At 31.8% G+C, this 15,058-nt stretch carries 19 protein-coding genes; 13 read left to right on the forward strand and 6 right to left on the reverse strand.

The window, feature by feature from the left end; genetic code table 11:
- Positions 1-81: 81 nt before the first annotated feature.
- Positions 82-255 carry an AbrB/MazE/SpoVT family DNA-binding domain-containing protein gene (locus tag STK_RS04625; RefSeq protein WP_010978826.1) on the forward strand — a complete coding sequence of 58 codons (174 nt, stop codon included), beginning with the start codon at positions 82-84 and terminating at the stop codon, positions 253-255.
- Here the strand turns inward: STK_RS04625 and STK_RS04630 are convergent.
- Entirely contained in the window at positions 252-1,490 is a 1,239-nt protein-coding gene (locus tag STK_RS04630) for a DUF402 domain-containing protein (protein WP_010978827.1), read from the reverse strand. The genes STK_RS04625 and STK_RS04630 overlap by 4 nt on opposite strands.
- Positions 1,480-4,032 (reverse strand): aconitate hydratase AcnA, encoded by a 2,553-nt coding sequence (gene acnA / locus STK_RS04635; protein WP_052846424.1) that lies wholly within the window; start codon positions 4,030-4,032, stop codon positions 1,480-1,482. Before acnA ends, STK_RS04630 begins: the two co-directional genes overlap by 11 nt.
- A gap of 49 nt (positions 4,033-4,081) precedes the next feature.
- Between acnA and STK_RS04640 the strand changes: the two genes are divergently transcribed.
- The 3 genes from STK_RS04640 to STK_RS04650 all read left to right on the forward strand — a co-directional run bounded on the left by STK_RS04640 (position 4,082) and on the right by STK_RS04650 (position 6,468).
- Positions 4,082-4,804, forward strand: coding sequence for a hypothetical protein (locus STK_RS04640; RefSeq protein WP_010978829.1), 723 nt, complete (start codon positions 4,082-4,084; stop codon positions 4,802-4,804).
- A gap of 202 nt (positions 4,805-5,006) precedes the next feature.
- The gene (locus STK_RS04645; RefSeq protein ID WP_052846425.1) at positions 5,007-5,504 is read left to right on the forward strand and encodes a DUF2258 domain-containing protein; all 498 of its coding nucleotides are present in this window, start codon (positions 5,007-5,009) and stop codon (positions 5,502-5,504) included.
- Between the two features lie 28 nt (positions 5,505-5,532).
- Positions 5,533-6,468: a zinc metalloprotease HtpX gene (locus STK_RS04650; protein ID WP_010978831.1), complete on the forward strand. Its 936-nt coding sequence runs from the start codon at positions 5,533-5,535 to the stop codon at positions 6,466-6,468.
- On the opposite strand, the gene STK_RS04655 is transcribed toward STK_RS04650, so the two are convergent.
- From STK_RS04655 to STK_RS04665, 3 genes are all read right to left on the reverse strand, one after another.
- A complete protein-coding gene (locus tag STK_RS04655; RefSeq protein ID WP_052846426.1) occupies positions 6,465-6,752 on the reverse strand; it encodes a hypothetical protein in 288 nt (95 codons plus the stop codon). The two genes, STK_RS04650 and STK_RS04655, sit on opposite strands and share 4 nt — an antisense overlap.
- A 35-nt stretch (positions 6,753-6,787) precedes the next feature.
- Positions 6,788-7,159, reverse strand: coding sequence for a helix-turn-helix domain-containing protein (locus tag STK_RS04660; protein ID WP_010978832.1), 372 nt, complete (start codon positions 7,157-7,159; stop codon positions 6,788-6,790).
- A gap of 68 nt (positions 7,160-7,227) precedes the next feature.
- Positions 7,228-7,896: an RAD55 family ATPase gene (locus tag STK_RS04665; protein WP_198429742.1), complete on the reverse strand. Its 669-nt coding sequence runs from the start codon at positions 7,894-7,896 to the stop codon at positions 7,228-7,230.
- Positions 7,897-8,078: 182 nt separating this feature from the next.
- Here STK_RS04665 and STK_RS04670 point away from each other — a divergent pair, with 182 nt between their 5' ends.
- Together STK_RS04670 and STK_RS04675 are read left to right on the forward strand one after the other, a co-directional pair.
- Positions 8,079-8,300, forward strand: a complete 222-nt coding sequence (locus STK_RS04670) for an AbrB/MazE/SpoVT family DNA-binding domain-containing protein (protein ID WP_010978834.1) — start codon at positions 8,079-8,081, stop codon at positions 8,298-8,300.
- Entirely contained in the window at positions 8,281-8,682 is a 402-nt protein-coding gene (locus tag STK_RS04675; RefSeq protein WP_010978835.1) for a PIN domain-containing protein, read from the forward strand. Before STK_RS04670 ends, STK_RS04675 begins: the two co-directional genes overlap by 20 nt.
- 89 nt (positions 8,683-8,771) lie before the next feature.
- Here STK_RS04675 and STK_RS04680 read toward each other — a convergent pair whose 3' ends face one another.
- Positions 8,772-9,740 (reverse strand): ABC transporter substrate-binding protein, encoded by a 969-nt coding sequence (locus STK_RS04680; RefSeq protein WP_052846427.1) that lies wholly within the window; start codon positions 9,738-9,740, stop codon positions 8,772-8,774.
- Between the two features lie 88 nt (positions 9,741-9,828).
- Here STK_RS04680 and STK_RS04685 point away from each other — a divergent pair, with 88 nt between their 5' ends.
- The 7 genes from STK_RS04685 (at position 9,829) to STK_RS04715 (ending at position 14,609) form a co-directional block, all read left to right on the forward strand.
- Positions 9,829-10,806, forward strand: a complete 978-nt coding sequence (locus tag STK_RS04685) for a FecCD family ABC transporter permease (protein WP_010978837.1) — start codon at positions 9,829-9,831, stop codon at positions 10,804-10,806.
- Complete coding sequence (locus tag STK_RS04690) at positions 10,781-11,440, forward strand: ABC transporter ATP-binding protein (RefSeq protein ID WP_010978838.1); 660 nt, start codon at positions 10,781-10,783, stop codon at positions 11,438-11,440. Before STK_RS04685 ends, STK_RS04690 begins: the two co-directional genes overlap by 26 nt.
- Positions 11,441-11,509: 69 nt before the next feature.
- Positions 11,510-11,836 (forward strand): transcriptional regulator, encoded by a 327-nt coding sequence (locus tag STK_RS04695; RefSeq protein WP_010978839.1) that lies wholly within the window; start codon positions 11,510-11,512, stop codon positions 11,834-11,836.
- Between the two features lie 37 nt (positions 11,837-11,873).
- The gene (locus STK_RS04700) at positions 11,874-12,782 is read left to right on the forward strand and encodes a mechanosensitive ion channel family protein (RefSeq protein ID WP_010978840.1); all 909 of its coding nucleotides are present in this window, start codon (positions 11,874-11,876) and stop codon (positions 12,780-12,782) included.
- Positions 12,760-13,197, forward strand: a complete 438-nt coding sequence (locus STK_RS04705; protein ID WP_010978841.1) for a hypothetical protein — start codon at positions 12,760-12,762, stop codon at positions 13,195-13,197. Before STK_RS04700 ends, STK_RS04705 begins: the two co-directional genes overlap by 23 nt.
- 541 nt (positions 13,198-13,738) lie before the next feature.
- A complete protein-coding gene (locus STK_RS04710; RefSeq protein WP_198429743.1) occupies positions 13,739-13,933 on the forward strand; it encodes a hypothetical protein in 195 nt (64 codons plus the stop codon).
- A gap of 136 nt (positions 13,934-14,069) precedes the next feature.
- Positions 14,070-14,609 (forward strand): PaREP1 family protein, encoded by a 540-nt coding sequence (locus STK_RS04715; RefSeq protein WP_010978842.1) that lies wholly within the window; start codon positions 14,070-14,072, stop codon positions 14,607-14,609.
- The last annotated feature ends 449 nt before the right edge of the window (positions 14,610-15,058 follow it).

A 15,058-nucleotide genomic window follows, 5' to 3' on the forward strand; every position in this document is an offset into this window, starting at 1 on the left:
AAATAGAAGGAGTAAAGTTTCAGAATAATTATTATATAAAAGTTTTTTAACCAATAGATAATAATTTATCTGGAAGCAAATATGCCAGTTGAAGATATTGTAAAGGTCTCAAGAAATTTCCAGGTTACTATACCAGCTAGAATAAGACAAAAAGTTAAAGTAAGAGAAGGAGATTTAGTTAGAGTGATATATGACGAAAATGAGAATGTTGTTAAAATTATTCCTATCAGTAGGGAAGAACTAGAAAAACTTTAAAGAATCTTTTTGACTTCTTCTATTATGGTAAATATTTTTTTATACATTGTCTCTCCTATGATCTCTTTGTTCTTTTCTAATTCCTCTAAATCAATTATCCTAACTTCGTCTCCTACTTTAACAACATCAACCTCTAAATCAAGATACCTTAATTTACCTCTGAGTAATTCTGGTGGTGTGGAAATATTAACATAAATCCCCTTCAACTTACCATCTTTATTATAATATCTGTGAATCTGATACCATTTTCTTGAATCAAACTCAACAATATCGTAATCTCCTTCCTCTTTCTTAACGTTTAGTCCATCATAAATTCCTTCTCTTGAAAAGACTCTCATTAATCTAACAATATAATAGTCTGAGTTAACCTCTTTGTATATAACCTTACCTTCTTTTAGCTCAAATTTTCTACCATCTGGTTTAATATGTTCAATACCCATGTAGTCAGTAATCAGCTTATCTAACAACTCTTCATTATTCATAGAGGTTTGCTCGATTTCATCAACTTCATTCGAAAAAGACATTTTTAACATATGATGAAATCTAATAGTATTGGGTAATACCTTTTTTCTGATTTCATCTAACATGATTTTATCTTCTAAAGACACTGTAACTTTTATGAAATCTTCACCTTGTTGTCTAAAATCATTATTATCAAACCTTATTGCTAATTTTTCTAATTCTTCTTTAAGAACAATATTGCTTGCAAAAGGAGCATTACTCCTCCACTTTACATTATACCCCTTTTTATTAAAGGGAATACTTATAGATAGGAGTCTCGTCTTTTCCTCTCTATCTCTTATGTGTTCTGAAAAGAATGTTTTACCGTCTCCTCTCCAAACCATAGAATATTTACCCACTGCTTTTGGAGATGATAAAATAATTCTTCCCTCTGATGGAGGCTTAACCACTAATCCCTTATCTAAACAAGGTTCAACCTGATAGTCCATAAACTTACAGTTATTAGTTTCGATTACCGAATAGAGTCTAACTGGTGATTTCCAAATAAAAGAATTTTGAAAAGTTTTACGTAAAAATGAGTAAATGTCTTCTCCAATACTAATTAATTCTCCCTTATCATTTCCATCTTTAATTGTAACATCTGAGGGTTCAGCTCTGATAGGAAGAGAAAAACGATCAGAGATTTGTGGAGTGGCTTGAACAATTTCAAAACCATTATCTAAAAATAATTTTGTTAGGGCTGTAGCGTAAATGCCTCTAATTCTAACTTTCATATAATAATTTATTCATTACATACTTTAAAACCCCACCTTCACGTACATATTCTAATTCAACATTGGTATCAACTCTTACTAAACCTTCTACAACTTTCACTTCACCGCTTGAAGATCTAAACTCGATCTTAACCTTTTTCTTTGGCGTTAAATCCTTTAAACCGTAAATATTCACAACCTCATCACCCTTAATACCTAATGATCTCCAGTCTGGTATTTGAATTGGTAAAACTCCCATAGCTACCAAGTTACTTCTGTGAATCCTTTCGAAGCTCTCAGCTAATACAGCTTTAATACCTAATAATGCCGTGACTTTGGCAGCCCAATCTCTTGAACTTCCAGAGCCATACTGCTTACCAGCAACAATTACTAGAGGCACTCCTTCACTCTTATATAACTCAGAAGCTTCGTAAACACTCATTACTTTGCCATCTGGGAAATGCTTAGTATATCCACCCTCCCTATCAACTAAGAGATTCTTAAGCTTGGGATTTGCAAATCCTCCTCTTATCATTACTTCATGATTTCCTCTTCTAGCACCATAAGTATTTAACTCCTTAACTCCCAATTGTCTTAAATATTTCCCAGCAACTGAATCTTCTAGTATTGGGCCAGCTGGAGAAATATGATCAGTAGTTACTTTATCGCCAAGTAAAAGTAAAATTCTTGCGTTCAATATGTCATCAAGTTTAGAAGTTGGTAAAATAAACCATGGGGGTTCTTTTATATATGTTGAGCTAGAATCCCAACTGTAAGTCTCGCTCTCACTAACCTTTAGTGATTTCCAATTCTCATCTCCTTCAAATATTTTCTCATACCTTTTCTTATAAAGTTCTGGATTAAGAGAGAGATTAATATACTCACTAATTTCATGAAGAGAAGGCCAGATATCTTTTAAGTAAACTGGTATACCGTTAGGATCGTAACCAATTGGTTCGTTATCAAAATCAATATCAATTCTCCCGGCTAGTGCATAAGCAACAACTAGAATTGGTGAAGCTAAATAAACTCCTTTAAGAAGAGGATTTACTCTTCCTTCAAAATTTCTATTACCACTAATTACACCATAAACTTCTAGTCCATATTTCTTTACATCTTCCTCTACTACTTTAGGTAAAGGCCCTGCATTACCAATACATGTTGTGCAGCCAAATCCGACAATATGAAAACCTAGTGCCTCAAGATATGGGAGCAAACCAGATTCCTTAAGATATTCTACAACAACTGGTGATCCTGGTGCAGTGCTAGTCTTTACATAGGGTTTGACTCTTAAACCACGTTCTATAGCCTTTTTAGCTAATAATCCAGCGCCAATCATAACTGTTGGATTTGATGTGTTTGTACAACTGGTTATTGCAGCTAATACAACATCATTATCGCTTACTATGCTTCCACTCTTTTTCTCATTCTTCTCATTTCTCTTCTTCATCTCCCTTAACGGAACTCTCTCATCTGGATTTCTAGGACCGGCAACAGAAGGTTCAATTTTACTTAGATCTATCTCGACTACTTCCGTGTAAATGGGAACTTCATCATAGAATAGCCCTTGGGATTTCGCATAAGTTTCAACTATTCTATAATCTCTTCCAGTACCGGCTAAATATTTTAAAGTCTGCGAATCTATTGGGAAGTAACCTACAGTTGCACCATATTCTGGTGCCATATTAGCTATAGTAGCCCTATCTGGTACAGAAAGTTTTGATAATGAGGGTCCAAAAAATTCAACAAATTTACCTACAACTCCCTTTTTCCTCAAAACCTCGGTAATGTAGAGAACTATATCTGTTGGAGTTACACCTTCATTGATTTCACCAACTAATTTAACTCCAATAACTTCTGGGACTGTCATTGTATAAGGTTCACCTAAAAGTACGGCCTCAGCTTCTAAACCTCCAACACCCCACGATAATACACTAATTCCATTAGCCATTGTGGTATGAGAATCTGTTCCAATTACTATTTCTGGGAAAGCCGTCTGTACCCCTTTAACTTCTCTAACGTCTACCACTTTACTTAAATACTCTAAGTTTATTTGATGAATTATTCCGTTACCTGGTGGAATAACTCTTAAATTCCTAAAGCTTAATTGTGCCCATTTTAAAAACTTATATCTTTCCTCATTTCTTTCAAATTCTTTCTTCATATTCCAAGATAATGCATAAGAAGTACCGTAATAGTCAACTTGAATAGAATGATCAATTATTAAATCTGCTGGAACAACTGGGTTAACAATTTTTGGATCTTTCCCCTTTCTTCTCATTTCATCCCTCATTGCTGCTAGGTCAACTAATAAGGGTACACCAGTATAATCTTGCATTATAACCCTAGTAGGGAAAAATGAAAATTCCTTCCCTACTTGCCATTTTAATATAGCTTCTAAATCATCTTCAGTTATCTTTTTTCCATCAAAATTTCTAATTACATTTTCTATTAAAACTCTAATAGAATAGGGGTATTTACGAATATTTATACCATACTGCTCAAGTTGACTTAATGGATAGTAATGAATATTTTCCTCCAACTTAGAAATCTGAAATTTCATGAATAAATCTACCACTTAAAGCTAAAAAGTACAGTTATTAAATATTTATGTGAGTGAAAATTTAAAAGGCCTATGCACAAGGGCTTCATATTTAGGTTATTTTGGATCTTATGGAAAGAAGGATTACGTAGAAGGATTGTCAGATATAAATGTTGTCGCAATAAGTGAAGACAAAACTTTACTACTGGAACTAGCTTCTGAGGGGTTTTCACCAGTTGTATTAAGTAAGGAACAGTTAGAAAATTTATGTAAAGAAGGAGATCCTTTATGTTTATACATTATAAAATCAGAACCCATATGTGGAAATCTACCTAATGTACAGTTTGTAAAAACAGAAAAGAGTTGTGAAAGACTAGGTAAAGCAGTTATCTCTCTCTACGTAATCTCTCTTTTAGCATTTTTTAGAGGAGACGAGAAAAGTAGCTTAGAAAACTCTTACAGAACGCTGAGGACTCTAATACAGTGGAGAAGTTGTATTGAAAACTATGAGATACCCATTACTGCAGAGGAAGTAGAGAAAAATTGTGAGTTGTTAGGACTTAATTTCTGTCAAACATTCAGAGATTTACTTTTACTTAGACGATTTAACGCTCCTTTGACTTTATGGAGTTTAGATAAAATAGCCGAGGCTATATTAATTTTTATGAAAGTTGTGAAAGCATCTAGAATATATGAGGAAACTAAGGGAGATGTATTCAAGATCTCAGTTGAAGATAATGGTTTTCTTGTAGAAAAAAGTAACAAGGAGAAAATCTTAATTCCTTTTACTTAATAAAGCAATTAACTTAAAAACAGCTTTCTTTTACGCACTATAACTCTGATCTACTTCATATGCAAATGGAACCAACTATTCTCCCAGTTAAAGAATAAATAACGTTTTTTATTATTAAAGCAATTTGTATTTGTATGATGTCTCTCTAATGGAGTTTCTCTTTAACGAAACGTTTTTATTTTTGAAAGGAAAATATATAAATATGCCAAAAGAAGATGAAACAAGAGATTTAGAGAGAGCAGAAGAATACGAGCAAACGATAGCTAGAGCTACAGCTATTGGAAAAAATAAGATGGAATTAAGCACTGGGTTAATAATTGCAGCTAGGTACGCTGATAAGCTTAGGAGAGTTGCTTTAGTAGCATTTAGCAAAATGGTACCTAAGGATATTATTATACGAGATATTTCTGAACTTAACAAACAATTATATGATGTAATAGTTAATCAAATGAAAATTGATAAGTTGGACGTAATAAGAATTCTTGTAGATGCAGAGTATGATGAGCAGAATCAAAAACTGGTTTTCAGTAATGTAAGGATAATTAGATATCTAACAGAAGAGCAATGTAGCAAGAAGTATGAAGAAGTGAATAAGCAGTTAGAAGAATATAAGAAGAAGTATGAAGAATTAAGCAGACAAGTAGAAGAATTTAAGGAAAAAATAAGACAAGTAGAAGAGGCTTTGAAAGCATTAACTTAATATTATTTTTTATTCTTAATCTAAGGGTGTGGAAATAGGTACTTCATTAAAAATTAATATGATTATAGCTTTATTTTTAACGATAGTTTCAGAGGGAATATTTTCTTTAGTGATTATAAATTTTTTAAAATTTCCCGTTATTTTTTCTATAATATTTTTACTTATATTATGGCTAATCCAGTGGCTAATATCCCCATATTTAGTGGAGAGAAATTCAGTTGAGGTTACCAGAGATGACCCTAGTTACGGATGGGTTTATGAATTAGTTGAAAATGTAGCAAGAAGGGCTGGTATTAAAACTCCTAGAGTTTTTTTAGTTGATGAGCCTTATCCTAATGCATTTGCTTATGGAAATTACGTTACAGGAAAGAGAATTGGGATAACTATTCCACTCCTTCAAATTCTTACTACAGAAGAACTTGAGAGTGTGATAGGACATGAGCTTGGGCATATTAAACATAATGATGTTGAAATAGGATTAGCTATAGGTTTAATACCATCAATTTTAGGTTTCATTAGTAATATATTACTTACTGTAGGTTGGGCTACCCTTATATTTGCTGTTGACGAGTTTGACATATTAGTTGGACTAACTATGTTAGCAATTGGTGGTGTGTTATTCGTGATAACGTTCTTCCTTCAACTATTTGTCTTATGGTTCAATAGGCTAAGAGAGAGTTTTGCCGATTACTTTTCTTATGAACTATTTAGAGAGAGAGCATGGAATTTAGCTAAAGCTTTGGCTAAAATAGAAATTTACATGCAAAACATTAGATTAGATCCGTTTAGAGGAATTATAGTTACTATCCCGCCGACAAAAGTAAAGGAAAGTGACCCAGATCTTCTTATTGAAGATCTATTGAGAGAAAAAACAAATATCTTTTCTGATATCCTATCTACACATCCACACCCAGCAAAAAGAATTAAGATGATTTATAAATTAACAAAACCAATGATTTTTTAGCCCTTAACTAAACCAATTATTAACCCAATAATGAACAGTATCGAATTATAAGGTAGGATTGAAATTTCATTTTTGACGAATGATTCAGCTGTGCTTGCATAAACGCCAAGACTTTCAATACCATGTATAACAGTAGAAGGTGATAAAGCTCCTACAGCTATTAGAATAATTATTATCGCAAGTATTATTAAACCAATTTGTATTACTTTCTTTATTAATAGACCTATAAGTAAACCTAGAATGAATGCTACGACCATACTTATTATTCCAGACTCAGTTATCATATGAGAAAAATAATATTAAAATGACTATTTAAAAATTATTGTGGTATATGTTTTTCCAATCCTTCTTTCATACTACTAGCTAATTTCTCTAGATCCTTCTCTAACTTATAGATTAATTTATCTTTATCCACCCAATACACATAACTAGGTCTTCCTTTTTTCTTCTCTGCTTCTTCAGCCTTATCTCTTTCTATTAAACCCTTATCTAATAAATTATTTAGTGATTTACTTACTGAGGCTTTTGTCACTTTTAACTTTTCAGCAATTTCATCTGCATCAAGTTTTTCCTTGCTTTCCATAAGCAAATGTAAGACTTCAACGTCACTGGTTGATAAACCATACATAAATGCTATAAACTCATGAAGATCAACTTCTCTTCCGTCTGGCAATGAAATTTTTTCACTCATGAGTATAAATACGCGTTTTTAATTTAAATAAAGTATGTAAACAAATTTATACATTTATGTTCAAATGTCTACTTTTGTATATTTTTTAACATAGTAGCTACTATTGATGCGTCAAGAGGTACTATATTCCCATCCTCTATTCTGAAGAAGTGCCAATTAGGGTCGTGTTTTCTATTCCTCATTCTCAGAACTCTTATAGACTTTATTGATATATCTTCTTCTACATCTAATTGTATAATTCCATCAAACAAATACTCAACCATACTCATAACATAATCTGTATCGTCATTTCCAGAATTGTATGTAATTAATGCAATGGCATTTGAAGCGTATACAGTCGCTATAATTGTCTTTATAAATAATATTAGTTGATTAACATCTAGCTGAAGTGCGAATTCATTTATGGAATCTAATATAAGTAACGATACGTCCTTCATTACATTCTTTAAATCAGCAGTTATATTAAATCCTTGAATAATTCGTGGATCCCTAATAATATCTGAAAATAGATTCACTATTTTGAGTTTTTCGATATTTATATCAGAGAAATAAGATAATACTCTTCTAGGATCCTCTTCCACTGATAGGTAAAGTACACCCTTATCTAAAGACAAAAAGTACTTAGTAATAGTTCTCATCAGTTTACTTTTTCCACTTCCTATAGGACCAAAAACTAAGGAGACTGAACCTTCTGGAAAATCTACTATTTCATCCAAAATTTTGACTCCAACTCTCATTATCATATAAAGGAAAGCCCTTGGTTAAATACTTTAAAAGGAAAAGTTACATTAAATCTCTTATGCTATTCAAATTTTAGCTTAATTGTAAAGCTTAATCAAGAAGAATTACTGTTAAATTAATCCTAAGTTCCTATTATAGTAGAAATATTTATATATTAGTATTTTCAAAACTAGACCTTATGGAGAGGGTAAAAGTTACAAGAAACTATCAAATAACTATTCCTGCTTCTATAAGAAATAAAATAAATCTAAAAGAAGGAGATATTCTAGAGGTCTATTTAAACGGTGATGAAATAGTATTAAGAAAGGTTAAAAGTGAAAGACCAAGAATAAGGCTTGGTAAGAAATTATACCCAGAAGAGATTGAGGAGGCAATTGAACGTGGAGAAGGCAATAATTGATACTAACGTTATAATATACGACTACGTTGAGGACTCGGAATATCATAAAAAAGCGGAAGAACTTCTAGATTCGCTTAATAAATGGATAATTCCAGCAATTGTTATACATGAACTAGTATGGTTTCTAAAAGATATGAAATTAGAAGATAAGATTAATGATGTTTTTGCATATGTAAGGAATGAAAAAGCCGAGGTGATATGTGACAGTGTAAATAACATAGTAGATTCCTTAGAAATATTAATTAGAGAAAAACTTCCTCTAGCCGATTATAAGGATATGATTATACTCTCCCATGCAATACGCGAAAAATTACCTTTAGTTACTTTTGATAAAAAACTTTCAAAGATAGCAAAAAAGTATGGTGTATCTGTAGTAAGTTAAGGCTAGTTACTGTGATTTATAACAATAAAAAATTGAAATACTTAAAAAATTAAGTTATAAAAAAGGATATTTAATTCTCAAGTAAACCCCTAAAAAATAGGTAGCTCAATATTTAAGTTTTCTTTAACCCAAGAAGCAGTAACGTACTTAGGTGCGGTAGAATTAATTATATCATGTACCATCAAAATTGCATATACTGATAATGGTCCTGGTTCATTTAATAAATCCGTAGCCAAATTACCTAGAATATATATACGGCTTGCGTTAAAAGCCTTAACATTCTTAATCCCGGGTATTTGAGAAATTAATGATTCTGTATAAGAAAAGTTACTAACCTCTTGGGCTATGATTACTTGAGGATTGGAAACTAGGAGTTCATCTGGAGAGAGTAATGGATAATCAGAGTAAGTAGAGAAAACGTTGATCCCTCCACCTTGAACAATAATACTGTTTATAAATACATTACCGCCAGCAGTATAGAAATCTAGGTTAGGACAGATGTAAAGCATGTAAGCTATTGTTGTATTCCCTAAGGTAGAAAAATCAGCAATCTTCTTATTCATCCAATTAATTAACTCCTCTCCTTGTTGAGTAACGTTAAAATATTTAGCAATTTCCATTATATTTTCCTCTATCTGAGAGAAAGAATAAGCATAATCACTGTTAGTAACTAAAACATTTAGTCCGGCCTTTTCCATCTGTGAAATATAGGGAGCTTCTAAACCGTATTCAACAACTACTATACTAGGATGTAAAAGTAATAAGCCAGAGATGTTAGGTGGATATATTTGTGAAAAAACTGTAACATTCGCCGGTACTTGACTTGTTAAGTTAAGGTATTTTAGTAGTGAATATGAGTAATAGTCAATACCTACAATGTATTTACCTAATCCCAACGCTATTAAAACTTGAGTATCGCTAGGAGCTAAACTAATAATCCTAAGGTTATGAGAAGATGTTGTGCTTACATTATTATTAGCTCTCATATATGTATAGATAACACCAGCTAGGATCGCTATAATAACAACGACTGCTAAAACTATGCCCCAAATTTTCATGCGTATGGATAAGTCATCCATATATTAAATACTTTTTCACATGAACAAAAGGAGAAAAATTTTTAATATGGTTAAGTTATCCTAATATGTGCTAAAATACCTCTTCATCACGTTGTTACCAATTTCATTTTTTCTAGGACTAATTTTAGGTGAAGTTAGACTTAGTATAGGTGAAATTTTTCATCCTGAAGGAGTTTATTCAATAATCTTATTTGATATAAGATTGCCTACAGTCATTTCAGCAATGTTAATAGGTATCCTAATCTCGCTTTGTGGAGCAATCCTTCAACATTTATTGAAAAACCCACTTATAGATCCTTATATATCCGGTACATCTTCCGGTGGAGCATTCGGTGCAGTTCTGACTTATTTCCTTCTAGCATTTAATTTACCTCTTTCATGGTTGATATATGTACAACCATTATTTGCTTTCATAACAGCAACGTTAGCTACATTAATAACACTAGGGATCGGAAGAAAAGGGGGAATTTACAGTATAGTTGTTGGAGGTATTGTTGTTTCTTACATTTTCTCTTCCTTAACCACAATTCTTCTTGTTATCTATCAGGAGAAGTATCCTCAAATCCCTCCACTAACATTTTGGCTTTTAGGTGAAATAAATATAGTAGGTTGGAGAGATGTTATAATTCTCTCTATTATAACTTTTCTTCTCATCTTTCTTGTATTAAAATACTCAAGACAAATTGATTTAGTTTCCATTAGTGATGAGATCTCATTCACACACGGAATAAACCCAGGAAGATTTAGACTATTTTGGTTATTGATTGTAAGTTTAATAACAGCGTATATAGTCTCTATTGCTGGAATAATTGGTTTTATAGGGATTATTGTACCGCATATTGCCAGAAGGATCGATGGTAGTATGAGAGGTCTTAGTATCTATTCTCCTTTAATAGGGGCTGTAATAATGGAGTTTAGCAATATATTATCTAGGGGAATTTTCGGAACAATTATACCTATAACTGCTATAACAGCTCTAGTTGCTTCTCCAATAATAATCTCAATTCTGGTGAAGATAAATGCTGGTCAAGGGGTTGAAAGTTAAATTAGGTGATAAAATAATTTTAGATAACGTGACGATTAACTTAACAAATGGAATTAATTTAATTTTTGGCCCAAATGGTTCTGGTAAAACCACACTATTAAGGACAATAATAGGGATGATTAAACCTCTTGAAGGTGAAATTTTAAATGAGGATAAGTTATCTTATTCTCCTTCAGAATTCTATTCACCAAGCATGAAGGTTATTGATGTGCTTCTTGCAGGGAAAAAGAATGGTGAATATGAAAGGTTTATAAAATTACTTAACCTTGAGAATTTAATTCAAAGAGACTTTTTTACCTTAAGCTCTGGTGAGAAAAGACTAATAATTATTGCTAAAGCACTTGCTGAGGGAGATTTAGTAATTATGGATGAACCATTATCTAACCTAGATATAGCTAATAGAAAAAAGATAATTGATGTATTAATTTCTTTAAAAAATGAAAGAAAATTTCTAATAACGTCTCATGAACTTGATATGATAAATTTCGCTGATAATGTTATAGTTATGAAAAAAGGTAAAGTAGTTTATCAAGGAAATAAAGAGGGTATTGATGAGAGCTTACTTTCCTTTGTATATGAAGTACCAATAAAGAAAATTAACGTTAATAATTACACATTTTTTATAACATATTAACAATGTTAATTAACTCAACGTCGATCTTTTAAAAATAGTTGTTAATAGATATAGAGAGAAAATAATTATATGAAACTTGCAACCCCTTGTGAAGAAGCGTTTAGAATTGAAGTACCGATATTAAGAATGGCAATTGCAAAGAGACTTGTAGAGAGAGGTATGCCAGTGGTTAAGGCTTCTAAAATATCTGGTATTTCTGCTACTACTTACGAGAAAAACATAAAGGAAAAGAGAGAAGAAATAGAGAAACTACTAAAGGATGAAGAAATAAGGGATATTATTGACGCATTAGTTGGTAGAATTTTAGCAAATCAAACAATAGAGAGTACTAGCTTTTGTATTCTATGCTCGAGAGCAAGAAAATTATTTAATTTAAAACCTTGCCCACTCTACTAATAAAAAATTTTATTAACAATCTTTACTTAACCCTTATATGAATCGACTAGTAACCCTTTTTATAATACTCTTTGTAGTAGTTGGAGTTGCTGTTGCAACAACTGTAATATTATCGGCAGTACTTCATATTTCAGTCACAATAACTTCAGTAATTAATGCGATATTAATTGGTGTTGTAGGCGTAATCTCAATCAATATAATTTCTAGAATAATAAAATTGAGAGCTGGAAATATAGTTGGAAGAACAACTGCCGAAAGTCTTAGTTTGGTAATCCAATTCATTGGTTATACTATAATAGTTATATTAGCATTAACAGCAGTTCATGTCGCGGTTACTAGCGCATTAATTGGCGGTACAGTCTTTGGTCTTGTAATTGGTTTGGCATTGCAGACGCCTTTATCAAATGTATTTTCCGGGATCTTTCTAATCTTAAGTAGACCTTTTAATATAGGTGATAGGGTTACAATAACCACATGGCAATACGGCTTATTGGCACCAACTTATCCTCCAAAATTTTGGTCGAATGATTTCTTAATACCAGGCTATACTGGAATAATTCAAGATATTAATTTAATGTATACAACAATACTAACAGATGAGAATGTTGTAATGAAAATTCCTAATAATATCATGATTCAAGCTGCTATATTTGTACATAATGAGGAATACAGACTAGTTAGGACTAAATATGAAATTCCAAAAGACTTAGATCCTGATTACGTTATACCAGTACTAAAGGAGAAAATTAGTAAACTAAGTTTCCTAGTTAAAGAACCAGAAATAAAAGTTCTTGATACTACATTAAATACTTACGTAATATCAGTTGATACTTATTGTAAAGGACAATATGAAGAACCACCAAGAAGTGAAATAATAAAAGTTATTATGAAGACCATAAAAGAGATTCAATCAGTGAAAGTTAATGAGAAAAATAGTTCTCACTAGTATAGTTTTCCTTACGGTAGGAATAATTCTCATTCTTATTTACCATTTCCTATTTCCATCATATTATATAAAAGGAGTTTATTTAATTCCGTCTAGTAAACAGGTGAGTATAAGTGTTCCGTATTCTTCATTCGTTTTTGAGTACAAGGATAACTCAACTTTACCACTAGAACTTACATTTAACAATCTGATAATAACTAAATATAACGAAAGTAATTCAGTATTTTATTATTATGGAGAATCATTTAATGGGAATATCATGGTCAAAAATAACTACTCTTATCCTGTCTTAATGGGTTATGTGGTAGTAGATGAAACCCCACTCTTTATTTTCTTACCCACGCTATTTTATTCTGGAATTATACTAATAATTTTAGCAATAATTATTATAATATTGAGTTTTGTATTAAAGTAATAAAAATCCCCAAATTACCACTCTATTTTAGTTATTTTCTTAACCCATATTTTAATGAAATTATTAATAATTAGATTAAATACTAATGCTAGTATAAATACAATCAACGTATATTTTATAGGTGCCGGCGTAAGCCCTGGTGAGTGTGGACAATAATTTCATTCATTTGTAATTTATTCAAAATTACCTTAAATCCCTCTCCCTTTTAAACACTTTATTTACACAGCAAAAATTCTAATAAAGATTAAAATTGTAACGCCTTTTACTATCAGTAAAGAGATCTAACGATAAATTGAAACTAAATTTACACTTTATATAATTTATATCAAATTAAAAATATTGTTGTCCACACTCGATAGTGCCGTCATTAAGCTATTTATATTTCTATAAATTTTAAGCATATAGTAATATCTTAATTCAATATCTATACTCTTCATAAAGAAAGATCATTTAATAAATTTATATATAAATGACGACACTATGTCCACACTGTCTTTGGGTGGGATTAAGAAACTGTTCAAGAGAAGGAAAAATACATAAAATGCTAAACGAAATTACTAAGGGGATTCCAGAGGCCGAAAGTTATAAAAAGATGTTACGTGAGCTGAGAAAGGAATCTAATAAGTTTGTCCACGAACTTTATTTAGGAGACGTCTCTCAAAAACTAGATTATACTGACATTATACTTTTAGTATATGCTATAAAACTTCTGATAGATAGGGGGTTTAGGACGTAGACTACATCTCCTCTTTGTTGAGCCCAAGACATTCTATCACCTTATATTTGTCGTGACCACGGGTGATGGAATACTGTTTTTCGCCGTCCCGAAATGATGTAATAAGCTTTTATTTTGTGAAAAAGAATTTAGTCTTATGGAGAAAGACATTTACAAGGTTGGTGAGGATTATGTTGAGGCTAGAGTAATTGAGAGTTTATCAGACCTCCTCCTTTCCCTTACTCTGTGGAAAGAGGGTTATACTAGGAATTCTGCTGGGAAAGCTTTCAACGCTGTGAAAGCGTTAATGAGCGCACTCGTGGTGACTAATGAGGATAAGTTACTTGCCCTAGCTAAAGACGACAAAGAAAGGGAGTGGATTAAGAAGAAAGCCCACATTGTGCCCACTCACAGTATGTACGCTTTAGCGCAGATGCTAAAAGACGTAGGTATTGATATAGTAAACCTTGTGAGAGTTGCACTAGACCTTCACGACTACCAATATAACGGTTTCGAACCGGACTTCAGTAACTATAGTAGAAAAGAAGACGTTTTAAGGGATTTAATTACCGTCATGGAGGAGACCAAGAAAGTAATAAACACTTATTTCCCCAAGTACGAGGTCAAGGAGATTTCAGAGAAAATTGACGAGCTGTTAAAGGAAATAAACGATAATAGAGGCGTGAATACTCTTTAACCTATCCTCATTTATTAAATCCGCGTTAATAGCTTGAGGAGTCCAGCGTTTGCCTTACAGTCTAGACTTCAAGACGACTGGCGGATTAACTAATAAGTAAGTGCAACTTTACGTCAACTCTCTTCCTAGTCTACTTATATATAGTCTTTATATTACTATACAATAAATAAAAAATAATTATATAGAATAAATTTTTAAGGTGGGTGATATTAAATGTAGACATGAACCCCTTCTCGTATATTGATAATTTGAAATGGAATAAATTCTTTAGTAAGTTACGGGGATGGGAGTATATACAGTAGGGTATGAAGGAACTGCATTATCACTCACCCTACTTATAGTTTTATCACCCCTTCACGTGGAGCGTCCAATGCGTAATTAATATAATTTACTTTATTAACAAATTTTTGTAGAAAAGTAAATATTACAGAATCCAACTTGCATGATAA

It is taken from the genome of Sulfurisphaera tokodaii str. 7 (genome assembly GCF_000011205.1).
GTDB classification, from domain to species: Archaea; Thermoproteota; Thermoprotei_A; order Sulfolobales; family Sulfolobaceae; genus Sulfurisphaera; species Sulfurisphaera tokodaii.